Source organism: Pontibacter sp. H249 (genome assembly GCF_037892465.1).
GTDB lineage: Bacteria > Bacteroidota > Bacteroidia > Cytophagales > Hymenobacteraceae > Pontibacter.
The window spans coordinates 425,583-451,345 of the sequence record NZ_JBBKTR010000003.1 but is presented as its reverse complement, the minus strand read 5'-3'; the positions used below and the strand labels follow the sequence as shown (position 1 = coordinate 451,345).

Sequence of the window (25,763 nt, the reverse complement as noted above, 5' to 3'; positions counted from 1 at the left end):
TTATCTGACTATCTCTACCCAACCTTTATACTTCTTACGCGACTCGGCCGGATTTCTGGTGAAGAACTCCACTTCTGCCTCGTAATAGTATATGCCATCAGACAGGCGGTTGCCGTCATTATCCACGCCTGGCCAGTTAATAAACACATCGTCACCGGTTGTGGCAGATTTCTCGAATACCAACACGCCCCAGCGGTTAAACACCTTAAACTTCATGCTCTTGATAAAGGCTGCCCGCTTGTCAGGCCGGAACACATCGTTTAGGCCGTCGCCGTTCGGTGTAATAATGTTAGGAAGTATAAACGTGATACAGTTATCGTTGCACACCTCATTGCTCACCGGGCTTTGGCGCCCCAGTACATCTGTAGCTGTAACTACATAACAACCGGCAAAGGACTGCAGCCCCTCATGTGTAAAGGTGGTCTCTTTTGTAGTAGCCAATTGGGTATACTCTGCATCATCAGTTGGTTTGAAGTATACAGTGTAAAAGTCAATCTCATCGGTACAGTCGCCGGTAATCTGCGGCACCCACGAGAGCACGTTTTGGTAAGGCGGCTGTGTTGGGTTCTGGCTGAAGGCTGCACAGTCAAGCTGCTCTATACTTAGCACCGGAGCACATACTATCTTTGGCAAAGTGGCACAAACTTGCTGGCTATTGTTGCGCAGCGGCGCTATAACCTCTTTCACTTCGTAGGCTCCCACCGTTTGTACATAATAGCAGTATTCGGTGCCACGCTGCAGTTCGGTGCCGCCAAATGTACCGCGGTCAGTGTAAGTGCCGCTGGTAGCTGTGGCTGTTACGCTATCAATCGGTACAAAAGTGCCGTTAACCTGACGATAGATTATATGCCTGCGCACCTGGTTATCCCAAGGTACATTGTAAGTCCAGTTTAAGGCGATCTCCTTCTGGTCTCCAGTAGCTAGGGTTAACGTCAGGAACACACTGGAGGCCTCTGTACTATCGCGCAACTCAGTAGGTGCTGCCCCAGCTGTAGCAGCCTGGTAGAACTCCAGGCGGTAGCGGTAGGCGTTTTCAACCGTGTTAAGTCCTTCATCAAAAAAGGTAGTATCGGCCATGTTGCGGGTGCGTTTCACCTCTACAAAGTCATTGCCGGTTTGCATGCCTACTCTGCGGTACAGGCGGTACTCCAGTGGCTGCGTCAATCTAGATACATCACGCGGCTGAGTCCATCTAACTCTAATCGCACCGTTTTTTGCATCAGTTCTTTCTACGGTAACATTTGTCAGATAAGGGATGTCCTGCTCTATGGCAACACAGGCCTCGTTGGAGGCTATACTTTTGCCTCGTGCCGGACCAGGGAACTCTGCATAAATGATGTAGCAATACTCTGCCCCTGCCTTTAAACCTGCTCCATTGTTATTGTCGGTGTAGCTTGTTTCATCGGCTCCTACTTCTGCTATTAATACATAGCCGGTGCTGGCAGGCACGCCTGTCTGGCACACGTCAGGCACAAAACCAGATGGGCCTTCCCGGCGATAAATACGGATGGTAGAGGCATTTTGGCAAATGTAGGGGTCCCAGGTAACGGTTACTGTTCTGTTAGAACTGATAACGGCAAGGTTAGTTGGCGGTGGACCTACTACGGTAATATTCCATGGCTGCAAATCTGCCAGCTTGGTTTCGTTAGGCGGCCTTACGTCTTCAGCCTTAAAGATTACCTGGTAAGGGCGCTCACGTACGTCGTTACAGGTGGTAGACCAGCTAAACGCTCCGGCAGCTGTTCCGGCATTGTTTACTGTTTGCCGGAAAGTGGCCGGAGGTATGATACCACCATTTGCTGTCAACCTGATAAAGTCTCCGTCAGGGTCAGTTGCCCGGACAATACCGTTCAATGTCGTACCTGCTACAATGCAGGTGTCTTTTGGCTCTAACTTCGGAGGGCGGTTAGGGGTTTCTTTCACGATGATCTGCATATCCCGGACCACCTCCCCGATTTTTACAGCTCCATTGGCCGACACCCGCCACTCTTCCACAACAAAAGCTACGTTATACTCTCCTCTTAAACAGGGGGCATCCCAGGTTAACTGCCCAGTCAGTACATCTATCCTCAGAAAAGAGTTACCCGTACCAGAGGCCTGGGTGCAACCGCCTGCTACCAGGTTAGGCAGCACGTAACCAGGCACGTTTGATGGATTTGCATTTAAACCGCCACGCTGCTGCGGAACCCTCAGCTTAAAAGCAAGACTGTCGCCATCAGCATCGTAAGCACCAGGGTTGTGTACATAAACACGACCAACTGCAGCTAAATCAACAGGAGCCACAGTAAGTACTGGTGTACTGTTAAAGCCACGAAGCGGGTTGATGTTGATGGTAGTGGAGATAAAGAAAGTAACCTGATCTGAAGGTGGAGAGATATTGAGTATGCTTGGATTACGATTTATACCTGTCCAGGAAACCACATAGGTGCCGGGAGAACGGTAAGTATACTCCCATCTGTAAATGGCCACATTTACTTGGTCAGCGGGGTCGCCAACCGGAATTTCGGGTCCTATGCGTGGTATTGTAAGTGTTGTCCCGTCACCTTGCGAAATCAATACGGTAGGATCCTCGGCATTAGACGGAGCATCCGTGTAAATTTTCATGGTGAAAAAGAAGCGCAACGGGTTAGGATTGGGTGTAGTATCCCGTTTGGCAGTAATATCTCCTGCTCTAATGTGCGTGGCCTGTGCTTCGGTTAAAGCTCCCAACAACAATATCAACACCCACAACAGACCGCCATGCAGCAGATACCATTTGCGTAAACTGTTTGGCATATAAATAGGGTTTGGCGGTAAATAAGCTATAAAGTAAACTAAAAAAGTTTAATTTTATTATCAACAAATGGAAGAAAAGTAGGTTTACATAGTAAAGGTTTTCTGTCCTACGCATTACAATTTAGATTGATTCAAAATATTCAGCTAAAATTGTTTTATAATGGCCCTGCTAGTACCTTTGAGAATTAAAAACGCATAATTAATTAACCTTTAACTAATACAGATGAATTGGTTTACTAAAACGTTTTCCAGTACAATCGGCCGCAAGATCATCATGTCGATCACGGGTCTTTTCCTGTGCTCTTTCCTGGTGATACACCTGATTGGTAACCTGCAGCTTTTTAAGGACGATGGAGGCGCAGCTTTCAACGTATATTCTCATTTCATGGGCACAAACCCTGTTATCCGCACTATGGAAATCGTCCTGCTGTTAGGATTCCTTTTCCATATTTATGATGCTATTGTACTAACACGCCGCAACAAGGTGGCTCGTCCGGTTGGATACGCAGAAAACCGTCCGGGAGAAAACAGCCCTTGGTCTTCTCGCAACATGGGTCTTTTAGGCACAGTAATTCTTGTATTCCTGATCATCCACCTGTGGAACTTCTTTGTGCCAGCTCGTTTCGGTGGCCTGGAAGGTGTTGTAGTAGAGGATGTAGAGTATGACAACCTTTATTTACGTGTAGTTCAGTCGTTCCAGATCTGGTGGTATGTTGCCATTTATGTATTAGCGATGGTGGCATTGGCTTATCACTTAATTCATGGTTTCCAAAGCGCATTCCAGTCGCTGGGTTTAACGCATAAAAAGTACACTCCATTTATCCAGAAGTTCGGCTATGCTTTCTCTGTTATCATTTGCCTGGGATTTGCTATCATTCCGCTATACTTCTTCTTTCTCTTTGAGTTATAATTAAACTGATATAGTTTACTATGATACTAGATTCTAAAATCCCGGAAGGCAACTTAGCTGAAAAGTGGGATAAACATAAATTTAATGTGAAGCTGGTAAACCCAGCTAACAAGCGTAAATACGATATTATTGTTGTTGGTACTGGTTTGGCTGGTGCGTCTGCGGCGGCTACTTTTGGTGAGCTTGGCTATAACGTAAAAGCATTCTGCTTTCAGGATTCTCCACGCCGTGCGCACTCTATTGCCGCGCAGGGTGGTATAAACGCTGCTAAAAACTACCAGAACGACGGCGACTCTATTTTCCGTTTGTTTTATGACACTGTTAAGGGCGGTGACTACCGTGCACGTGAGGCAAACGTTTACCGTCTGGCTCAGGTGTCTGTAGATATCATTGACCAGTGCGTGGCACAAGGTGTTCCTTTTGCACGTGAGTACGGCGGCTTGTTGGCAAACCGTTCGTTTGGTGGCGCTCAGGTGTCGCGTACATTCTACGCTCGTGGCCAAACAGGACAGCAGCTGCTTTTAGGTGCATACTCTGCCCTTAATCGCCAGATTGCTTACGGTAAAGTAAAAATGTACCCGCGCACCGAAATGCTTGACCTGGTAATGGTGGATGGCAAAGCGCGTGGTATTGTGGTTCGTAACCTGATCACAGGTAAGATCGAATCGCATAGTGCACACGCAGTTGTGTTGGCAACAGGCGGTTACGGTAACGTATTCTTCCTTTCTACCAATGCAATGGGCTCTAACGCCACAGCTGCCTGGAGAGCACACAAGAAAGGTGCATTGTTCGCTAACCCTTGCTATACACAGATTCACCCAACCTGTATTCCGGTATCAGGTGGCTATCAGTCTAAGCTTACGCTGATGTCTGAGTCACTTCGTAATGATGGCCGTGTTTGGGTACCTAAAACTGTTGAGATTGCCGAGAGATTAAGAAAAGGCGAGATTACAGTAAACGACATTAAAGAAGAAGACCGCGATTACTACCTAGAGCGCAAATACCCTGCTTTTGGTAACCTGGTACCGCGCGACGTGGCATCTCGTAACGCCAAGCTAGTTTGCGACGAAGGACGTGGTGTAGGCTCATCTGGCCTTGCCGTATACCTTGATTTTGCAGACGCCATTAAGCGTGAAGGCCAGCCGGCTATCGCTGCTAAGTATGGTAACTTATTTGAAATGTACGCTAAGATTACAGACGAGAACCCATACGAAAGACCAATGCGTATCTACCCGGCTGTACACTATACTATGGGTGGCCTTTGGGTAGATTATAATCTAATGACTAACATCCCTGGTTTATATGCTACAGGTGAGTGTAACTTCTCTGACCACGGTGCAAACCGCCTAGGTGCATCTGCTTTGATGCAGGGACTTGCGGACGGTTACTTTGTAGTTCCTTATACTATTGGGGATTACTTGGCAAAAACACCTTACGACAAAGTAAGTACTGATCACCCTGCCTTTAAAGAGGCTGAGGCTGCCGTAATCGAGAAAAATAACAGGCTACTAGGCATAAACGGTACACGTACGGTTGATGATTTCCATAAGGCACTTGGCCAGATTATGTGGGATTACTGCGGTATGGCCCGTAATGCTGAAGGCCTGCAATTTGCTAAGCAGGAAATACGTAAACTGCGCGACGAGTTCTGGCAAGATGTGAAAGTAGTTGGTGTAAATGAGGAGTTGAACATCACCCTTGAGAAAGCCAACCGGGTTGCTGACTTCTTGGAGCTAGGCGAACTAATGGTGGACGATGCTCTACACAGAAACGAATCGTGCGGTGGTCACTTCCGTGAGGAATATCAGACTCCTGAAAACGAAGCTCTTCGTGACGATGAGAACTTTGCCTATGTAGCAGCCTGGGAGTTTACAGGTGTAGGCAACGAACCTGTCCTGCATAAGGAAGAGTTGAAGTTTGAGAACGTGAAGCTAACACAGCGTAGCTATAAATAGAAAATTAGAAGTTATGAATTAGAAATTATTATCGAGTGCTAAATGCTCCTTAACTAATTCGTAATTCGGAATTCATAATTCGTAATTAATAAAGAAATGGCTGGAAGTAATCCAAATGCTAAACCGATGGACCTGACACTAAAGGTTTGGCGCCAAAAAAATAAAGATGCAGCGGGTTCTATGGTTACGTATCCGATTAAAGGTATATCTCCGGATATGTCTTTCCTGGAGATGCTGGACGTGCTGAACGAAGACCTGCTTCGTAGAGGTGAAGACCCAATCGCATTCGACCACGACTGCCGCGAAGGTATATGTGGTATGTGTAGCTTGTTTATCAACGGCCGTGCACACGGTCCTGAGCGTGGCACTACTACCTGCCAGCTGCACATGCGCCACTTTAACGACGGCGATACCATCACAATCGAGCCTTGGAGAGCTGCTGCTTTTCCAGTGCATAAAGACTTAGTGGTTGACCGTTCTGCTTTTGATCGTATTCAGCAGGCTGGTGGTTATGTATCTGTTAACACAGGTGGTGTTCCTGATGCAAACGCTATTCCAATTCCAAAGTCTATCGCTGATAAGGCTTTTGACGCGGCAACTTGTATTCAGTGCGGAGCTTGTGTGGCAGCATGTAAAAATGCTTCTGCTATGCTGTTCGTTTCTGCTAAGGTATCTCAGCTGGCCATGTTGCCACAGGGTAAAGCAGAACGTAAAACTCGTGCAGAAAACATGGTAGCTCAGATGGATATCGAAGGCTTTGGCGCTTGTACAAACATTGGTTCTTGTGCTGCAGAATGCCCTGTAGGTATATCTCTGGAAAACATAGCTATACTTAGAAGAGAGTATATTTCAGCAACGGCAACGTCTGAGAATTTATAATCCTCTAATTTTCACTTACAAAAAAGGCGAGGCGGCAACAGCTCCTCGCCTTTTTCTTTTGTAACATATCCCGTATACTTGCAGCCAAGTATAACTTTAGCACGCGTTATGTGTTAAAAAAGGAAAAGATAAAACCGCACAATGATCACTTTAATATCAGGCACTAACCGACCTGCATCAAACTCAAGGGCTGTTGTAAACATGTATGCTGATTTACTTAATACCCACAGTATAACTTACCAGATACTGGATCTCGCTGATTTGCCTGCTGATTTTACGACCTCTGCTCTTTATGATAATGTGGGCAAAAATGAAGCATTTAACAAGCTAAGCAGTATGATTGCAAGTTCTGATAAGTTTGTGTTTGTGGTACCAGAATATAACTCTTCTTTCCCTGGCGTACTGAAGGCTTTTATCGATGGTTTGGCTTATCCTAATACCTTTCGCGATAAGAAAGGCGCATTAATTGGCTTATCATCGGGAATGCAGGGTAGCGGTCTTTCTTTAAGCCACCTTACAGATATACTTAATTATTTAGGTATGCATATAATGGCCATGAAGCCCAAATTTGCACATATTGAAAATAATTTTGACGGTACTAAACTCACTAATGAATTATATCAAGAACTGCTGGAGCAGCATGTGGAGCAGTTTATTAAGTTTTAAAGTATAAAGTCATACTTTGTATTTAGTAAAAAGTATAAAAACAGAAAGGGCCGCATAAATTGCGGCCCTTTCTGTTTTTATACTTCTGATTACTTAGTCAACGTTATCGTGCAGGAAACGATTATCGCCAAGTATCTCATTATCATCATTTAAATTAAAGCGCGAAATGTTACGCTCAGATGAGTGTGACACCTTCTCAAGAGATACATTCCGGCGCAGGTATGCTGGAACATCCAGCTTTTCTTTTATAGCCTCAGATGTAATCTCAGAGCTTAACATGCGAAGACGCTCACGACGCTCTTCCGCACGACGCTGCATCAACTCACGCTCCTCCGAAATTCTGTCAGCTTCTTTGGCAGCACGGTCTTCATCTCTGGAAACAGAACCGAAAAAATCATTCTGTGCATTTGCATCCAAAGTATAAATAGTGCGCTGCGGCTGTGCCTGTGGCTGCTCTACCGGTCTACGTGCTGCCTGTTGCGGCTGCTCATAAGCAGGTTGCTGTGGTGCAGGGGCTGGCGCTTGTGCAGGAACCTGTGCCTGAGGAGTTGGTACAGGAGCAACAACTGGCTTAGCTACAAACGCGGCAACTTCAGGAGTTTCTACTTTAGCAGGCTCTGCTACTTCAATTTTTTTTTGGCTTTCCAGGTCAAACACTGTTTTCTTTGGCTCCATAATGCTGTCAGCGCTGCTGGCAAAACCAGTGGCGATAACTGTAACACGAATGCTCTGACCTAATGATGAGTCGATACCATGGCCGAAAATAACCTCGGCCTCCTGGCCAGCTTTATCCTGGATGTATTCAGTGATTTCAGTTAATTCATCCATTTCCAATTCTGCCTGCTCACCAGACATAATGGAAAGAAGAATTTTCTGAGCACCGTGAATATCAGTATTGTTAAGCAACGGAGAAGAAAGCGCCTCTTCGGCAGCACGTAAAGCACGGCCTTCGCCCTCTGTAGTCGCAGAACCCATCACTGCAGCGCCAGAGTCTTTCATTACCGTTTTAACGTCTTCAAAGTCCACGTTTACCTCTGCTGTAACTGTAATGATTTCAGCAATAGACTTAGCAGCTGTTGTTAACACATTATCAGCTTTTGCGAAAGCCTCACGGATGGTAAGGTTACCGAACATCTCGCGCAGCTTGTCGTTCAGGATGACCAGGATCGTGTCGCAGTTTTCGCTCAGTTCTTTCACCCCGTTTTCGGCAGCGATTTTCTTCTTTTTGCCTTCAAAGGCAAAAGGAGCTGTAACGATACCTACTGTCAGGATACCCAATTCTTTGGCTACTTTAGCAATAACCGGAGCAGCACCAGTACCGGTACCACCACCCATACCAGCTGTGATAAACACCATTTTGGTGTCGGAGCTTAGCATTTCACGGATTTCTTCTTTGCTCTCTAGAGCGGCGTGTTTACCCTTTTCAGGGTTAGCACCAGCTCCAAGACCTTCGGTCAGGTTTTGCCCAATGGCAAGTTTGGTAGGAACGCTGCTGCTTTTAAGTGCTTGTGCATCGGTGTTACATATGATAAACTCGACATCTTTGATGCCTTGGCTATACATGTGGTTAACAGCGTTGCTTCCACCGCCCCCGACGCCAATCACCTTAATGATGGACTTACTGCTAGATGGTAAGTCAAAAGTGTACATTGAAGTCATGCTAATTTCTCCTGCTCGATTATGGGTTAATAACTTTGTTTATTGTCTATGTCGTCAGATAAGAAACCTTTAATCATCTGGAAAAGACCGCCGTTGCTTTCTTTTTCTTTGGCTACTTTCTGAACTGGTTTCTTATACTCTATTTGTTCTTGTTGTGTCTCTGTATAACCTGCCGCCATCTGGTCAATAGACTGATAACCAGCTAGCACTAGGCCAACACTTGTCGCATACATTGGGCTTTTAACGGCATCTATCTTTGATTTGCCTAAGTGCTCATTAGGGTAACCAATACGTGTATCCATGCCAGTGATATACTCCACTAACTGTACCAGATTTTGAAGCTGCGAACCACCACCTGTGATCACAATACCCGCTGCCAGATGGTTACCATACCCAGAACGCATAATTTCTGCGTAAATAAGCTCGACTATCTCCTCCATTCTTGCCTCTATAATGTAGGCAAGGTTTTTAAGAGATATCTCTTTGGGTGTTCTGTCACGTAGGCCTGGTATAGAAACAATCTCATTATCAGAAGCTTCGTCGGCTATTGCTTTCCCAAACTTCACTTTAAGCTGCTCTGCCTGGTTTTGCATCACCATGCAGCCTTGCTTAATATCAGAAGTAATAATGTTACCTCCAAATGGTAGAACTGCCGTATGGCGAATAATATTGTCTTTAAAAATGGCTAAGTCAGTTGTTCCGCCGCCTATATCAACCAATACTACGCCAGCCTCTTTTTCCTCATCGCTTAGTACCGACATGCACGAGGCAAGTGGTTCCAATATCAAATGATCAACTGCAAGTCCGGCACGGGTAATACATTTGTTGATGTTGTTGATCGCATTTGATTGCGCTGTGATAATATGAAAGTTACCCTCCAGCCTAACACCAGACATACCTACCGGGTCAGTGATACCCTCTTCGTAATCTACCTTGTACTCCTGCGGCATTACGTGAATGATCTCGCTGCCAGGAGGGGTTACCAGGCGGTACATATCGTTAGTAAGGCGGTTAACATCCTCAACCGTTATTTCGTGGTCTGTAACCTGGCGTGTAATGCTGCCATTGTGCTGTAAACTCTTGATATGCTGACCGGCAATCCCTACGTTCACTACCCCAATGTTGATACCTGACTGCTCCTCGGCCTGACGGATCGCTTTCTTGATAGCTTCAACTGTTTTGTCGATGTTGCTTACCATTCCACGTACCACACCCTCCGATACGGCCTTGCCCATGCCCAGTATCTCCAGCTTTCCAAACTCATTTTTCCGACCAACAAGTGCGCAAACTTTGGTTGTGCCAATGTCCAAGCCTACTACTATTTTGTCGTTCTGCATATCTGTATATTTATTCGCAAATTATCTGATCTTCGTACTCTACATTCACTCTTTTATATTTGTCCCAGCCTACAACAGGCAGCACTTCTTTATAAAAGATCATCAGTTTTCTGAACTTCTGCTCCACCTTGTTAGGTTTGCCAAATTCAACTGTGTGCTCTCCTACCTGCGGCAGAAGTGAAATTTTGCCCCTCCCATCTATATGCATCTGGGCAATTTGAGCCTTCCAAAACTGATCGTTCTCAATGAACTTCAGCAAGGAAGTATAGGCCTGTCCTGTTGAGTCCTTAAAGAACTCGCTGTTTAGAGACCTTGATAAAGCTGATCCGGTTATTGGTATTACACGAGCTGTGTATCTGTCTGAAAGTGGAAGTATGTTACCTTCCACGTCGATGTAGACATCTTGGTCTGGTCGTATAATTCTAGCAATAGGCCTATTCTGTTTTACATTTACATGAACGTTTCCGTCTAGTCCCCGGTATACTTCGGCATCTTTAACAAATTTGTTTGCCTCAATGCGCTTTTCCAGGTTCTTAAGATCGATATTGCGGTTCGGAAGTCCTTCTAATTTTCGTTCTCCTTCACGGGTTAAAAGTCCCCGTACTTCCTTATCCCCAATAAAGTAATTGTTGTACTCATTATCAATATTTATTGACACTTTTTTACAGATTTTTTCATTTTGCCTAGAATTAGCAAAACCTGCAAGAGCACCAATAGTGATGATGCTACAACCTGCAAAAATTAAAGATTTTATTTTACTATTCAAGCCCATGACGTTCTTTTTCTAAAAAATTTCTGATAGGCTTTACCAATGTGTCAATATCACCGGCTCCTACTGTTGCCAGCACATCAAAATCGCTGTTCTTAAGCAAATTTTCTACTATATTTTCTTTGTGCAATATTTGCTTTTTACTGCACGTCACCTGCTCCAAAATCATTTCCGAAGTTACCCCCGGTATTGGTTTTTCACGAGCTGGATAAATGTCCAGCAACACCAGCTCATCGGCCACGCTCAAGCTCTCTGCAAACTCTTGGGCAAAGTCGCGGGTGCGGGTGTATAGGTGTGGCTGAAATAGCACTTTTATCTTCTTGTTCGGGTACAAAGCACGAAGCGACTTCATAAATGCCTCAATCTCTTTCGGGTGGTGTGCATAGTCATCTATATACACTTTACCCTGCCCTTCATAAATAAACTCAAATCGCCTTTTAACTCCAGTATAACTTTCTACACCAGCTTTTATACTTTGTGCGCTAACCTGCATTACCTGAGCAGCAAGTATGGCAGCCAATGTATTCTCTACATTATGGAAACCAGGTAAGCCTAAACGCAGACCAGCTATATCGCCAAGCGGACTGGAAGCATCGAACTCAAACCAACGCCCATCTATACTTAGGTTCTGTACATGCGCCTCCCCCTTATCTAAGCCATACTTTATTACCTGCACACCTTCCTGTACTAAGTCAATTAAGCGGGCATCTATACCTTCATGTATAAAAAGATAACCTCCCGGCTTTACCTGACCAATAAATTTCTGGAAAGTTCGATTCATCTCGTCCTTATCCCCATAAATATCCAGGTGGTCAGGATCCGCAGAAGTAACAATAGCCACATCGGGGAACAGTGTCAGGAATGAACGGTCATACTCGTCGGCCTCTACTACTACTGTTTCTTTACCTCCCTCACCGGTACCAATCAGCAGGTTTGAGTTCAGATTAGTAGCAATACCACCCAGAAAAGCAGAACAGTCTACCCCAGCATGGTGCAGCAGGTGCGTTACAATAGAGGATGTTGTGGTTTTACCGTGCGTACCAGCTACTGCAATGGTAAAGGCACCTGAAGTAATGATACCTAAAACTTCAGAACGCTTTTTAATTGCATAGCCGCTCTCTTTTAGGTAGGCCCACTCTGTATGCTCGGCAGGTATGGCAGGCGTTAGCACTATCAGAGTCTGCTCTTTATTATCAAGTATTTCCTGTGGCAGTAGCGCAACATCATCCTCGTAGTGCACACGTATCCCTTCCTGCTCCAACGCCTCAGTTAGTGGCGTGCGGGTTTTATCGTAACCCCAAACAGGATACCCTTTCGCATTAAACCAACGGGCAATCGCACTCATACCGATGCCGCCGATGCCTAAAAAGTAGATATATGTATACTGCTCCAGTTTCACTTGATCAGCTTAATTAATTCGTTTACTATATCAGCTGCCGCATTTGGCTTGCCCATTTTAAGTATGTTCTGGCTTAATCTAGCCTGCTCCTGCTCGTCCTGCGCCAGTTGAAGCGCTGTTTGTACCAGCTTCTCTCCCGAATTCTGGTCACGCACAAGTATGGCAGCATCCTGTTGTACTAAAGCCATGGCGTTTTTTGTCTGATGGTCTTCTGCTACATTTGGCGACGGCACCAATACTGCAGGCTTACCAACCAGGCACAATTCTGAAATTGATAAAGCACCCGCTCTTGAAATTACCACATCAGCAGCTGCGTACGCCAGCTCCATGCGCTTTATAAAATCGAAGGCTTTTACACCTCTTCCTATATACTTCTGCTCCAGCTCCTGTGCCTGCGGATAAAATGCTTTACCTGTCTGCCAGATTAGTTGGTATCCTGCCTGTACGATCTGCTCCAAACCGGCAGTTATACTTTGGTTAATGGTTCTGGCTCCGAGGCTACCACCAATCACCAGTATTGTTTTCTTGCCTGCTTCTATTCCAAAATGCGCCAGCGCCTCCTCACGTTTAGAGTTACTGTCTAGGATATCACTGCGTACAGGGTTCCCTGTTAATATTAGCTTATCAGCCGGAAAGAAAGCTTCCATGTTCGGATAGGCCACGCATACTTTATCAACTCGCTTAGACAAGAGTTTATTGGTGATCCCGGCATAAGAATTTTGCTCCTGAATCAGGGCAGGTATCTTACGCGAAGTAGCAGCATACAATAATGGGCCGCTGGCATAACCTCCCACACCCACCACAGCATCTGGATTAAACTCCTTTATAATTTTGTACGATGCTTTTATACTTGACAACACCTTTAGCGGAAACGACAGGTTATCCAGTGTTAGGCGGCGTTGAATACCACTAATCCATAGCCCAACGATTTTATAACCTGCTTCCGGCACCTTCGTCATCTCCATGCGTCCCTTGGCCCCCACAAACAGGATCTCGGCCTCCGGATCTATCGCCTTCAGCTGGTTGGCAATGGCCACAGCAGGGTAAATATGCCCTCCGGTGCCTCCACCGCTTATGATCACCCGATATGGTTTATGCTGCTCAGGCATTTACAGGCACGTTAGAGGTTAATGGCATCTTATTAGATGCCGCTGTTGCATCCTGGTTAATTTGCCTGTCGGTTCGGCTTACACTAAGTATAATTCCCAGCGAGATACCTGTAAAGATCAAAGACGTACCACCCATACTTAGCAGAGGTAGCGGCAATCCGGTGATAGGTCCTAGTCCAACAGCCACACCCATGTTTATCATACCTTGTATCACCAGGCTAAAACTTAATCCGGCAGAAAGCAGGCCTCCGAAGGCCCCTGTACTATTGGCCACCGTTACGAGCCCCCGATAAAGTAGGGCCAGGTATAAAAACAGTACTACCACACCTCCAAGCAGACCATACTCTTCCAGAATAATGGCAAAAATAAAATCAGAGTACGGGTGAGGCAGAATATCACGTTGATCACTGTTTCCGGGGCCTTTACCAACTATACCACCTGTTGCAATGGCGATATATGATTGCTCTAACTGGAAAGCAGTTTCATTAGGATCCATAAAATCCTCTACCCGGCTAATAGCCGTCTCCAGACGCTGGCCTACCGCCAACATTCCGCTTCCGAAAACAAACACAATCAGGAAGGTAGCAGCCAGATATTTTATCGGCACACGACCAATAAACATTAACAACATGCACGTAGCAAAAAGCAAAATAGCCGTAGATGTATTGGTAAGAGCTATACAGCCACAAATGCCAGCCGTCCAGATCATCATAGGTACCAGCGTCTTCTTCCAGTTCTCGAGCTCCTGCTGCACCTTTGCCAGCATACTTGCCAGGTAAGATATCAGGGCTAACTTAGCCAAATCCGAAGGTTGAAATGTCTGATTAATGATTGGTATTGTAATCCATCGGGAAGCCTCGTTTATGTTTGAACCCCAGAAAAAGGTGAACAACAACAGTGGCACCGATAGTATCAGGGCAAACAATGAAAGCCTAGAATAATATCTGTAAGGAATTTTATGAGCGAACCACATAAAGCCCAAACCTACCAGAATAAGGGAAGAATGCTTGAGTAGAAAATACTCTGTGTTACCCTCCATTTTTTTGTAGGCAAGAGTACCAGTGGCAGAATACACCACCGCCACGCTAATAAGCGAGAACATCAGGACGATACCCCAAAGTACGGGATCTCCCTTCAGGTTTTTCTGTAACCACTGCTTTATCATAAACCTTTGGCTAAATCGGTTATGTTTATTTTTTTAATACTATCTTTTCAACGGCCTCCTTAAAGCGTTGGCCGCGGTGTTCGTAATTGTTAAACAGGTCGAAGCTTGCACATGCCGGCGATAGCAATACCACGTCCCCTGGAGTAGCCAGTGAGCGGCTAAGGCGCACTGCATACTCAATAGATGTTGTCTCTGCTATAATCGGCACTACCCTTCCGAATACCTGCTTCAACTTCTCATTATCTTTGCCTAAGCACACCAATACTTTCACTTTCTCACGAGCAAGTTCAACAAGAGAGTTGTAATCGTTTCCTTTGTCCACGCCACCTGCTATCCATACAATCGGCTGCTTTATACCTTCCAAGGCATACCAAACAGCTTCTACATTAGTGGCTTTTGAGTCGTTGATGTAGGTAACTTCTTTGGCTATGCCCACTTGTTGCAGGCGATGCTCTGCGTTCTCAAATGTTTCCAGTGCCGTTGCAATGGCTCCGTCCTCTACACCCAGTAACTTTGCCACCGCAACTGCCGCCATGGTATTATATTGGTTATGCTTTCCAATCAGGCCAGACTTAGAAGTATTAACCATGCCTTCATAGAATTTAGCATCAACCTTTATACTTGAGTCTTCAAAGTATACCTTGGCACCTGCTGCACCTTGTAAAGAGAACGGAACAGTTGTACCTGCATAGTTTGCTGAGTCAAATGCTTTGGCAATGTTCTCGTCATCTGCATTAAACACAAAGAAGTCGCTGCCCGTCATGTTCTGCGTGATGCGAAGCTTAGAGTCAGCATACTTGTCCATGCTATAATCGTAGCGGTCCAGGTGGTCCGGTGTGATGTTAGTAAGTACGGCTACATGCGCTTTAAAATCATACATGTTGTCCAGCTGGAAACTACTAAGCTCCACCACGTAATACTCGTGCTTGTTCTCTACTACTTTCTCTGCCAGACTTTCTCCTATATTACCCGCTAAACCTACGTTTAGCCCAGCATTTTTTAACAGGTGATAAGTAAGCAGTGTGGTAGTTGTTTTACCATTTGTACCAGTAATACAGATAAATTTGGCATCTGTATACCTGCCGGCAAATTCAATTTCAGAGATTACAGGTATCTTCTTTTTGGCTGCTTCTTGTATAACTGCAGCTTTATCAGGAATGCCAGGACTTTTAATGATTTCGTTAGCATCAAGAATTCTATCTAAAGTATGAGTTCCTTCTTCGAACGGGATAGCAGCGGTAGCTAGCTTGGCTTTGTATTGATCTTTGATCTGGCCCATATCCGACACGAACACATCAATGCCCTTAGCCTGTGCCAGTAATGCAGCTCCTACGCCACTTTCACCTGCTCCTAATATTGCTATCTTCATTTTTCTAATTCTTTCTTAGCGAAGTTTAAGTGTAGCCAGTGTCAAAATGGCTAACATGATACCTACAATCCAGAAACGACCTACAATCTTAGACTCGTGGTAACCTAGTTTCTGGTAGTGGTGGTGCAGCGGCGACATCTTAAAAATGCGGCGCCCCTCGCCATACTTCTTCTTTGTATACTTAAAGTAACTTACCTGCAGCATCACAGACAGGTTCTCTATCAGGAAGATGCCGCACAGTATCGGAATCAAAAGCTCTTTTCTTACAATCAGCGCCAGAACGGCAATAATGCCACCAATGGCCAAGCTGCCTGTATCGCCCATAAACACTTGGGCCGGATACGTGTTGTACCACAGGAAGCCAACGCAAGCTCCTACAAAGGCAAGGCAGAAAATCGTTAACTCACCAGAGTTTGGAATAAACATGATGTCCAGGTAATCGGCAAAAATAGTATTACCAGAAATCCAGGCAAAAATGGCCAGTGTTAATCCGATAATCGCTGAAGTACCAGCCGCCAGCCCGTCGATACCGTCTGTAATGTTAGCACCGTTGGATACCGCCGTAATAACCAGGATTACGAACGGGATGTACAGGTAACAAGACCAGTCCTGGAACAGTGGCCCCGCAAAAGAGAACAGATTGCAGTAATCAAGCTCGTTGTTTTTGCGGAAAGGTATGGTTGTGATCATGCTGTGCACATCGGTATAGTGCTTAGTGGCATTTACAGCCGAGGTGCTGCCATCTGAGAAGATGTACTGTCGCACAACCACATCATCGTTAAAGTATAACGTAAGACCCACAATAAGACCCAAACCTATCTGTCCTAGAATTTTAAAGCGCCCGGCCAGCCCTTCTTTGTTCTTTTTAAAAACCTTAATGTAATCATCCAGGAAACCGATTAAGCCCAACCATACGGTAGAAACCAGCATAAGGATTATATAAATGTTATCTAATCTGGCAAAAAGCAATGTTGGCACCAGTATGGCCAGGATAATGATGAGACCACCCATTGTAGGCGTTCCTTTTTTCTCCAACTGGCCTTCTAACCCTAGGTCGCGAATACTCTCGCCTACCTGCTTGCGCTGCAGCACATTAATCAGCTTTCCTCCAAAAAGCATCGCTATTAACAGCGATACAAGGGTAGCCATACCTGCCCTGAATGAAATATATTGAAACACACCTGCCCCAATAAAATCAAATTCACGGTCGAGGTATGTAAAAAGGTGATATAACATTAACTTATACTTCTGTTACCTTTAGCTTTCTAATTTTATTTACCCAGTTGCTGAAACATTTCACGCAAAACCTGCTTATCATCAAAGTCAGTTTTCACACCTTTTATTTCCTGGTATGTCTCGTGGCCCTTGCCGGCTACAAGTATGATATCGTTTGGTTCTGCTAGCATACAAGCTGTTTTAATGGCTTCTCTCCTGTCCAGCACCGATAGTGTCTTTTTAAAATCAAGCGGCTTCACTCCCTTCTGCATATCCTCCAGTATCGCCTGCGGCTCTTCAAAACGCGGGTTATCAGAAGTAAGAATAACCTTATCGCTGAGGCGGCAGGCAATATCTGCCATTAAAGGACGCTTGCCTGCATCGCGGTTACCTCCACATCCAACTACAGTTATAACTTTTTGCAACGGCGTGCGGATCTGCTGTATCGTGTTCAGTACATTTTCTAATGCATCTGGTGTGTGCGCATAATCTACTATACCAGTTACCTGCGAGTCTGAAACAATATAATCGAAACGGCCGACCGCTGTATTAAGGTTTGAAAGTATAGTTAATACCTCAATCGGATCTTCGTCAAGCAAAACTGCAGCCGCATAAACACCTAAAAAATTGTAGGCATTAAACGAGCCGATTAGTTTACACCAGATCTCATGCCCATCCACATCCAAGTGCAAACCCTGAATCGTGTTATCAATAATGCGCGCTTTAAACTCTGTTGCCTTACGTAACGAGAACTCATGGATATCAGCTTTTGTATTCTGCACCATTACCGAACCGCGCTTATCGTCTGTATTAACCAGCGCAAAGCCGCCTTTTGGTAAAATATCAAAAAACGATTTCTTGGCTTTAATATACTCGTCGAACGTTTGGTGGTAGTCCAGGTGATCGTGGGTGATGTTGGTAAATACACCGCCTGCAAACTGCAGACCAGCCACACGTTTCTGCACCATGGCATGAGAACTTACTTCCATAAAACAGTAAGAACAGCCTGCCTTTACCATCTGCGCCAGTAGCTCGTTCAGCTTAACGGCATCTGGTGTAGTATGGGTAGAAGGTATAACCTCCTCATCTATCTGATTCTGTACGGTAGAAAGCATGCCCACATGGTAGCCCAATTCCCTAAAAAGCTTATGCAATAGCGTAACTGTACTTGTTTTGCCATTTGTACCAGTTACCCCTACCAACTTCAGTCTTTTTGATGGATGACCATAGAAAGCAGATGCCATTTTACCCAAAGCATTCCCCGAATCTTCTACCACTACATAGGTTATACTTTCCTTTAGTTCAGCAGGAAGCTTCTCACAAACAATCGCAGTTGCATTGGCTTCCTCTGCTTTCGAAATAAAATCATGCCCATCGGCCTGCACACCGCGTATTGCCACAAAAGCCACACCTGGGCGCACCTGCCTCGAATCGAAGGTAATTGCCTCAATGGATACATCCACCTGACCTTTTACCTCCAGAGTTCTAATGTCTTTTAATATGTTCTGCAGTAACTGCATTAGCTCAAAACAATCGTAATTCTTGTATTTTTTGTAATTGCTGTACCTGGCTCCAACGACTGCTGCTTTACCCGCTTACCTGCACCAAGCACTTTTACATTCAGGTGCTGATTGCCAAGTATGTAAAGCGCATCGCGTAAAGTCATCCCTTCTACATCCGGCACTTTGTTTAACTCAACTGGATTCGGTTTAAAATCCAGAGATCGCATTTTTGGTTCTACCCTAACCCACTCTTCATCTGTAATATTCGGATGGTGACTGATTCCGATCTTGTTACAGATATAAGTTAAATCTTCTAAACTACCAGCCTCCACGAGAGGCATGCTATCCTTATTCGGAACAACACGAGCTTTCAGCGACTTATGCATGGCTAAATCTCTTGCATATGCTTTATCTGCTAGTTCTTTAAACACTGGCGCAGCCACATCACCCCCGTATACATTTACACCCTTCGGGCTATCAATAATCACAATGCAGCTATACTTCGGGTTATCTGCCGGAAAGTATCCCGCAAACGAAGTAGAATACTCCATTACATAGCGCCCGTTCTTTACTTTACGGGCAGTACCTGTTTTACCAGCTACTTTGTAATCTTTGCTCAGGATGTTTTTAGCTGTTCCATTTTCTACCACTCCTTCCAGCATTGTGCGCAGCTTTCTTAGTGTTTCATCTGAGGCGATTTTTTCATTCAGCACACGTGTCTTGAAAGATTGAATAACTGTGTTTGTCTTGCTGATCTCCTTCACAATAATTGGCTGAATCTTTACGCCATTGTTTGCAACTGCATTATAAAAGGCCAGCGTCTGTAGCGGCGACAGCTTCATTTCATAGCCAATAGCCATAGAAGTAAGTGTGGTACCATACCAGGTTCTGTCCTGTGGGCTTTTCATATAAGGCCTTGCCTCCCCGTCCATCTGGAACCCTAGCGTACTGTTCAGGCCAAACTTGTTGAGATAATTTATATAAGCCTGCGGGTTACTGCTAAAGTGTTGCTCCATCAGCTTTGCGACGCCAATGTTTGATGATTTCTCAAACACTTCCTGCACCGACAGCATTCCGTAACCGCCATTCTTGGCATCTGTCATGATGGTGTTCTTGATGCGGTAACGCCCCTCTCCTGTATCCACTGAATCACTTAATCTCACATCAGGCATATGCTCAAAGAGCGCCATCATTGAGGCAAGTTTAAATGTAGAGCCCGGTTCTGTACGACCTTGATTACCAACAGCATAATTATAGTCCTCTATGTAACCGCCTTTTGTTTTACCTAGATTAGCAATTGCTTTGATTTCTCCGGTTTTCACCTCCATCATGATAACACAACCATACTCGGCGTCGGTTTTTTCCAATGCTTTGTACAGCGCGTTTTCTGCTACATCCTGCAGGTTAATGTCGATGGTAGTTTTAATATCGTAACCATTCTGCGGCTCTACTTCTGTACCATCGTAAATAGGCTTGTTACCACCTGCAATGCGCTCAAAAAGCGCCTCACCGTCTGTACCGGCTAAGTGTTGGTTAAAGCTAAACTCAAGACCCGCTCCGTTCTTATCTTCATTAATAAAACCTATCGTACGCTCAGCTAGCATACCAAATGGCTTAAATCTTTTTTCAACTTTCTCGAAAATGACCCCACCTTTGTTTTTACCCTCTCTAAAAATGGGCCATTTAGCCATCATCTTCTTGTCTTGGTAATTAATCTGGCGGCTATTCAGGCGTACATACCTTCTGCCATCGTGGCGCGCGTTCTTAACTTTGCGACGGTAGTAATCCTCCGACCTATCTTTATAAAATCGAGCTAGCAGCATAGACAATGAATCTATACCAGCATTAAATGTTGCCGCATCTGCCACTGTTGGGTCAAAAGCCACACGGTAAAACGGCAGCGATGTAGCCATTATACTTCCGTTATCAGAGTAAATGTTGCCACGTGTAGCAAATACCGGCTGGTAACGAATACGGCGCTCTTTAGATATCTTTTTCCATCGCTCACCCTCCATAAACTGAATGCGCACGATCTTGTATACAATAGCGCACGCAAACAGGCAGATAAGCAGGAAAACTACCCGAACCCTTACTACTATGGACTTCTTAATATTCATCGGCAGGCACAATCACTTGATAAGGTGGCGACGAACTTTCTATCAGACCAAGCGGCTCTACGTTGCGGGCAACCTCAGACTGCTTGCTGGCTTCCATGTAATCAGACTTAAGCGTAGTATAATCTGCCCGAAGGTCTTCTGTTTCTACTTTAACTTTGTCGATCCTGCGAATCGTTTTTTCAGCAAAATGCGTGTTGCCGATGTAGAAAAGCGTAATAAGAGTAGTAAAAAGAATGTAAGGCAGATATTTAAGCGGAACTCCTTCTTCAAATAAAGCATCTACATTAGCATACTTGTCGAGAAGTTTAAACAGACTGAAGCCTGTACCTTTCTTAGGCTTTTTAGGCTGCTCCACCTCTGGCTTCACGCGCACCGAGTTATTCTTCGGCGGGTTTGTTTGTTTGATCAGAACATTTGAAGCCATAGTTACTGTAATAATTTTGGAGCTATGTACTAGCCTGTTTATTTAATCATGTTGTTATTTTTTCTCTGCTATTCTGAGTTTAGCGCTTCTGGAGCGGCTGTTTTCGAGCAGTTCCTGCTCTGATGGCACAATGGGTTTCCGGTTCACTGCCTCAAGCGGCTTTATTTCGTTTCCGTACAAATCCTTCTCTACCTCTCCGAAGAATTTACCCTTGGCTATAAAGTTCTTTACCAGCCTGTCTTCCAGCGAGTGATAAGAGATAACTACCAACCTACCACCTGGCTTCAGCACTTCTGCAGCCTGCTCCAGCATCTCCTCCAGCGCCTTCATCTCGTCGTTCACCTCGATCCGGAGTGCTTGAAAAACCTGGGCCAAGTACTTGTTCTCTTTCCCCTTCGGCGTACAGGAACTAATCGCCTGTTTAAATTCACCGATTGTTTCGAAAGACTTTCGTGCTCTTTTCTCCACAATCGTGCGGGCAAGCGTTTTAGCGTTTTTCACCTCACCATAGATGCCGAAGATCCTATGCAACTGTTCTTCAGAGTAAGTCTGCAGAATCTCTTCAGCGGTAGTGCCTGCTTCTGCGTTCATGCGCATATCCAGCGGCCCTTCAAACCTGGTTGAGAAACCGCGCTCCGGTACATTAAACTGATGCGACGACACCCCAAGATCGGCCAAAATACCATCCACCTGCTTTGCGCCGTAAAGCCTCAGGTACTTTTTGAGATCTCTGAAGTTGGCACGCACAAACTGAAATGCCGGACTATCAATCTTCTTCGACTGCTCCTCTGCATCACGGTCCTGGTCAAAACTAAATAGCTTACCGGTTGTAAGCCTACTAACAATAAGCGAGGAATGTCCACCGCCGCCAAAGGTTACGTCAACATACACGCCATCCGGCTTAATAGCCAAGGCATCTACAGACTCATGAAACAATACAGGACGATGGTACTCCATTAAATCAAAGGCTCTTCTGCCGGTTTATCTCCTAAAAACTTTTGCGCCAGCTGCGAGAAATTCTGCTGATCCTTTATCAGGAATTCTTCATACTTATCAGGGTTCCAGATTTCTACACGGTTGCCCAATCCTACTACAACAGCCTCTTTTTCCAACTCAGCAAAACGCGCCATAGTTTTTGGCACAATAAAACGGCCTGCACCGTCCAGCTCTATCTCTGTGTTGCCACGGAAAAAGTTACGCTGAAAGTGACGGTATTCTTCGTTAAACTCATTTAAGCCTGCTACTTTGTCATAAATCACCTTCCACTCTGCTTTTGGATACAGCACCAGGCAAGGCTCAAATCCTCTCATCAGCACCACATGATTGCCCGATGCCTCCGGCAGGTTGGATTTTATCTTTGCAGGTAAAACCAACCTTCCCTTCGGGTCAATCTTGCATTCATATTCGCCAGACAGGAAGTTCATAGACAATAACAGTTTGGTCCGTATAGTTCTCGGACATTACAAATGTAGCGATTCGGGTAAACACAGCAACCACAATCTACCACTTTTTACCACTTTGTGGATAAATTATGGTAATCCACACCACTTATCCACATTATCCACACTAAAAACGCTATATATTGGGTATAAGTTTTTTTGCGCTGCATATGCTTTTTGATTAAAATACGACCCTACCATATATTAACATATTGCATATCAATAACTTAACTTTAAACATAGTTAATACTATATACTTTTAGCATTTTCCACAGAAAAGTGGTGCGAAGTGGCAGACAAAAACCGTTTTTATGGAAAAGTGGAAGAAAGTGGAGCAAATTGCTTAAATTTGTAACGTGAAAAGTATAATTCGCCTTAGTATCTTAACGCTCCTTACCCTGTGCATTTTAACAGGCTCGGTTGGTGTTGCTTTTAGCGAACAGATATGCTTGATGGCAGGTATAAAAACATCTGCTCTTGCGGAGGAAACTGATGACTGCTGCAAAAAAGAAACAGCCCCAGAAAAGGACACTGATTCGTGTTGTGCTGTAAAGGTATTGTATGAGAAACTGGAACCGGTCTCATCGAACAAAGTCTTTAGTTTACAGCTGCCAGTATACTTACCGCACCACATTCAGCCTTTTGTTCTGAGGCAAGCTATTTTTAAAGCTTCTGAAGAGCGCATCTACACTTATTCCGACAGTTCTCCGCCTGTTTACGGCCGTAAGCTGCTCCACCAACTACACACTCTAATAGTCTAATTATCTTAAAGTACAAGAAGCGCACCTGCAAGAGGGGTGTGATATTACCTATTTGTATTTTGATGATTACTTAGACAATAACAGCAATGGCATTTAAGCTTAAAGGGCAAAACAGACTATTAGCAAGCATATTTATACTATACTTTGCAGCCATACTTCCGGGTGCTGCGCAACAGTTAACCGGTAGAGTAGTAGACCAAACCAATACGAGTATACCGCTTATTGGCGCCAATGTGGTTTGGAAAGGCACAACTATAGGCACCTCTACCGATGTGCTAGGTAATTTTGCACTTTCCACGGCAGACGCACTTACACCCGAAGTAATAGTAAGCTACATTGGTTATAAGCCTGATACAATTAATGTAAATGGCAAGAGCAACATAACAATCTCTCTCACTCCTACCAGCAAACTACAAGAAGTAGTGGTGGAAGGGCAGCAGGCACGCTACTCCTCCCTCACCCCTGCCAACTCACAGGTTATCACAACCAGAGACCTTGAAAAGTCTGCTTGCTGTAACCTGGCAGAGAGCTTTGAGACAAATGCATCGGTAGAGGTATCCACTACAGATGCCGTTTCCGGCGCAAAGCAGATACAAATGCTCGGCCTGGATGGCTCTTATACTTTACTGACTACTGATAATATACCTGCTTTACGTGGCCTGGCCACTCCTTACAGGCTTAACTATCTCTCCGGCACATACATAGAATCCATCGATATTATAAAGGGGACTGGATCTGTATTAAATGGCTATGAATCTATTTCGGGACAGGTAAACGTGATACTGAAAGACCCGGAAAAGGCCGAGCGCTTATACTTTAACCTCTATGGCAACAGCTTAGCCAAGTTCGATGCAAATTTGAATCTGGCTACCTCAATTGGCGATAAGTGGAATACTATATTGATGATGCACTCTAACCACTTGGGTAACCGCGTAGATCGTAACAAAGACGGTTTTATGGACCTGCCGCTGGGCACGCAGTACAATGTATTTAACAAATGGAAATATAGCCACAAAGATGTTGTATCAGAGTTTGGAATAAATGCCCTGCGCGAAACAAAAATAGGCGGCCAGCTAAAGTACAACGAAGATGTACCACAGGAGCAGCAGCCATACTACGGCACGAACTCCGAAACAGACAGATTAATGGCTTATAATAAATCATCTTATACTTTTCCGGGTAAGCCTTACCAAAGTATAGGTATGATCACATCAGTGGCGCATCATAAATTTAACTCCAGCTACGGCTTGCGCGATTATAATGGAGAGCAGAATAGCGGCTCCGCCAGGCTGATCTTCCAATCTATACTTGGGCATACCGGCCATACATATAAAGCAGGTTTAAGCTATAACTACGATAACTATAATGAGACTTTAACAGATAGCACCTTTGATCGCACAGAACACGTACCTGGCGCTTTTGTGGAATACATCTACACCAACACTAAAAACCTGACTGTGGTTGCTGGCTCTAGGGTAGATTACCATAACCTTTATGGAACGGTTTTTACTCCAAGGCTAAACGTAAAGTTCGATGCTACTCCTAACACCATATTCAGGATAGCAGCGGGCAAGGGCTTCAGGGTTGCCAACCCAATAGCAGAAAACTCTGCTATACTTGTAAGCTCCAGGGGCATTAGAACAACAGAAGAGCTACTGCCGGAGCAGGCCTGGAATTTGGGAGGCTCGTTTACACAGTACTTCGAATTAGGCGGCAGGCCCGGCACCTTTGTAACGGATTACTACTACACTACCTTTACAAATCAGGTGGTGTTAGATATGTATACTAATCCTGGGGAAGCTATATTCTACAATCTGCAAGGCCGCTCCTATTCCAAAAGTTTTCAGGCGGAAGCACAGTATGAAGTACTAAAAGGACTTGATGTCAAGGCTGCTTATAAGTTTTTTGATGTAAAAACTACTTACAACAACCAGTTGATTCAAAAGCCGATGATTCCGCAGCACCGGTTCTTTGTAAACCTTGGCTTTGCAACTCCATTTGATAAATGGCGAGCCGACCTGACGGGACAGTATTTTGGTTTGATGCCTCTAGCCACAATGGAACAAAGCAGCACAGCAGCAAACATGAGCGAGTCGGATGAGTTTTATACTTTAAATGCACAGATAAGCAGGGCCTTTAAACGCTGGGAAGTATACATAGGTGGTGAAAACCTGCTAAACTATAGGCAACCGAACCCTATTACGGGAGCTGATGAGCCTTTTGGTTCAAATTTTGATGCTAGTATGGTATGGGGCCCGGTAACCGGTAGGGTAATTTATGCCGGATTACGATTTAAACTTGATTAACTTAAAA

At 44.8% G+C, this 25,763-nt stretch carries 20 protein-coding genes; 6 read left to right on the top strand and 14 right to left on the bottom strand.

The window, feature by feature from the left end; all coding sequences use genetic code 11:
* Window positions 1-2,775, bottom strand: coding sequence for a T9SS type B sorting domain-containing protein (locus tag WG943_RS06740; RefSeq protein WP_340407671.1), 2,775 nt, complete (start codon window positions 2,773-2,775; stop codon window positions 1-3).
* A 223-nt stretch (window positions 2,776-2,998) separates the two neighbouring features.
* On the opposite strand from WG943_RS06740, the gene WG943_RS06735 reads away from it, so the two are divergent.
* The 4 genes from WG943_RS06735 (at window position 2,999) to WG943_RS06720 (ending at window position 7,185) form a co-directional block, all read left to right on the top strand.
* On the top strand, window positions 2,999-3,685 hold the full coding sequence (locus tag WG943_RS06735; RefSeq protein ID WP_340407670.1) for a succinate dehydrogenase cytochrome b subunit: 687 nt from the start codon (window positions 2,999-3,001) through the stop codon (window positions 3,683-3,685).
* A gap of 20 nt (window positions 3,686-3,705) precedes the next feature.
* Window positions 3,706-5,640, top strand: coding sequence for a fumarate reductase/succinate dehydrogenase flavoprotein subunit (locus WG943_RS06730; RefSeq protein WP_340407669.1), 1,935 nt, complete (start codon window positions 3,706-3,708; stop codon window positions 5,638-5,640).
* A gap of 126 nt (window positions 5,641-5,766) precedes the next feature.
* Window positions 5,767-6,519 carry a succinate dehydrogenase/fumarate reductase iron-sulfur subunit gene (locus WG943_RS06725; RefSeq protein ID WP_340407692.1) on the top strand — a complete coding sequence of 251 codons (753 nt, stop codon included), beginning with the start codon at window positions 5,767-5,769 and terminating at the stop codon, window positions 6,517-6,519.
* Between the two features lie 141 nt (window positions 6,520-6,660).
* A complete protein-coding gene (locus WG943_RS06720) occupies window positions 6,661-7,185 on the top strand; it encodes an NADPH-dependent FMN reductase (protein ID WP_340407668.1) in 525 nt (174 codons plus the stop codon).
* A gap of 93 nt (window positions 7,186-7,278) precedes the next feature.
* Here the strand turns inward: WG943_RS06720 and ftsZ are convergent, their stop codons facing one another.
* From ftsZ to mraZ, 13 genes are all read right to left on the bottom strand, one after another.
* Window positions 7,279-8,844 carry a cell division protein FtsZ gene (ftsZ, locus tag WG943_RS06715; RefSeq protein WP_340407667.1) on the bottom strand — a complete coding sequence of 522 codons (1,566 nt, stop codon included), beginning with the start codon at window positions 8,842-8,844 and terminating at the stop codon, window positions 7,279-7,281.
* Window positions 8,845-8,870: 26 nt separating this feature from the next.
* A complete protein-coding gene (gene ftsA, locus WG943_RS06710; RefSeq protein ID WP_340407666.1) occupies window positions 8,871-10,181 on the bottom strand; it encodes a cell division protein FtsA in 1,311 nt (436 codons plus the stop codon).
* A 10-nt stretch (window positions 10,182-10,191) separates the two neighbouring features.
* A complete protein-coding gene (locus WG943_RS06705) occupies window positions 10,192-10,839 on the bottom strand; it encodes a cell division protein FtsQ/DivIB (RefSeq protein ID WP_340407665.1) in 648 nt (215 codons plus the stop codon).
* Window positions 10,840-10,939: 100 nt separating this feature from the next.
* The gene (murC, locus tag WG943_RS06700; RefSeq protein ID WP_340407663.1) at window positions 10,940-12,349 is read right to left on the bottom strand and encodes a UDP-N-acetylmuramate--L-alanine ligase; all 1,410 of its coding nucleotides are present in this window, start codon (window positions 12,347-12,349) and stop codon (window positions 10,940-10,942) included.
* Window positions 12,346-13,458 carry an undecaprenyldiphospho-muramoylpentapeptide beta-N-acetylglucosaminyltransferase gene (gene murG, locus WG943_RS06695; protein WP_340407661.1) on the bottom strand — a complete coding sequence of 371 codons (1,113 nt, stop codon included), beginning with the start codon at window positions 13,456-13,458 and terminating at the stop codon, window positions 12,346-12,348. Before murG ends, murC begins: the two co-directional genes overlap by 4 nt.
* The gene (locus WG943_RS06690; protein WP_340407660.1) at window positions 13,451-14,623 is read right to left on the bottom strand and encodes an FtsW/RodA/SpoVE family cell cycle protein; all 1,173 of its coding nucleotides are present in this window, start codon (window positions 14,621-14,623) and stop codon (window positions 13,451-13,453) included. The genes murG and WG943_RS06690 overlap by 8 nt, the downstream gene beginning before the upstream one ends.
* A 25-nt stretch (window positions 14,624-14,648) precedes the next feature.
* The gene (murD, locus tag WG943_RS06685; RefSeq protein ID WP_340407659.1) at window positions 14,649-15,992 is read right to left on the bottom strand and encodes a UDP-N-acetylmuramoyl-L-alanine--D-glutamate ligase; all 1,344 of its coding nucleotides are present in this window, start codon (window positions 15,990-15,992) and stop codon (window positions 14,649-14,651) included.
* Between the two features lie 15 nt (window positions 15,993-16,007).
* The gene (gene mraY, locus WG943_RS06680) at window positions 16,008-17,228 is read right to left on the bottom strand and encodes a phospho-N-acetylmuramoyl-pentapeptide-transferase (RefSeq protein WP_340407658.1); all 1,221 of its coding nucleotides are present in this window, start codon (window positions 17,226-17,228) and stop codon (window positions 16,008-16,010) included.
* A gap of 35 nt (window positions 17,229-17,263) precedes the next feature.
* Complete coding sequence (locus tag WG943_RS06675) at window positions 17,264-18,727, bottom strand: UDP-N-acetylmuramoyl-L-alanyl-D-glutamate--2,6-diaminopimelate ligase (protein ID WP_340407657.1); 1,464 nt, start codon at window positions 18,725-18,727, stop codon at window positions 17,264-17,266.
* Window positions 18,727-20,826 carry a penicillin-binding protein gene (locus tag WG943_RS06670; RefSeq protein WP_340407656.1) on the bottom strand — a complete coding sequence of 700 codons (2,100 nt, stop codon included), beginning with the start codon at window positions 20,824-20,826 and terminating at the stop codon, window positions 18,727-18,729. Before WG943_RS06670 ends, WG943_RS06675 begins: the two co-directional genes overlap by 1 nt.
* A complete protein-coding gene (locus WG943_RS06665; protein WP_340407654.1) occupies window positions 20,816-21,250 on the bottom strand; it encodes an FtsL-like putative cell division protein in 435 nt (144 codons plus the stop codon). Before WG943_RS06665 ends, WG943_RS06670 begins: the two co-directional genes overlap by 11 nt.
* Window positions 21,251-21,304: 54 nt before the next feature.
* Window positions 21,305-22,207, bottom strand: a complete 903-nt coding sequence (rsmH, locus tag WG943_RS06660; RefSeq protein ID WP_340407653.1) for a 16S rRNA (cytosine(1402)-N(4))-methyltransferase RsmH — start codon at window positions 22,205-22,207, stop codon at window positions 21,305-21,307.
* Window positions 22,207-22,674, bottom strand: a complete 468-nt coding sequence (mraZ, locus tag WG943_RS06655; protein ID WP_187068606.1) for a division/cell wall cluster transcriptional repressor MraZ — start codon at window positions 22,672-22,674, stop codon at window positions 22,207-22,209. The genes rsmH and mraZ overlap by 1 nt, the downstream gene beginning before the upstream one ends.
* Window positions 22,675-23,045: 371 nt before the next feature.
* Here mraZ and WG943_RS06650 point away from each other — a divergent pair, with 371 nt between their 5' ends.
* Together WG943_RS06650 and WG943_RS06645 are read left to right on the top strand one after the other, a co-directional pair.
* Window positions 23,046-23,450, top strand: a complete 405-nt coding sequence (locus tag WG943_RS06650; protein WP_340407651.1) for an HYC_CC_PP family protein — start codon at window positions 23,046-23,048, stop codon at window positions 23,448-23,450.
* An 86-nt stretch (window positions 23,451-23,536) separates the two neighbouring features.
* Window positions 23,537-25,756 (top strand): TonB-dependent receptor, encoded by a 2,220-nt coding sequence (locus tag WG943_RS06645; RefSeq protein ID WP_340407650.1) that lies wholly within the window; start codon window positions 23,537-23,539, stop codon window positions 25,754-25,756.
* Window positions 25,757-25,763 lie beyond the last annotated feature (7 nt).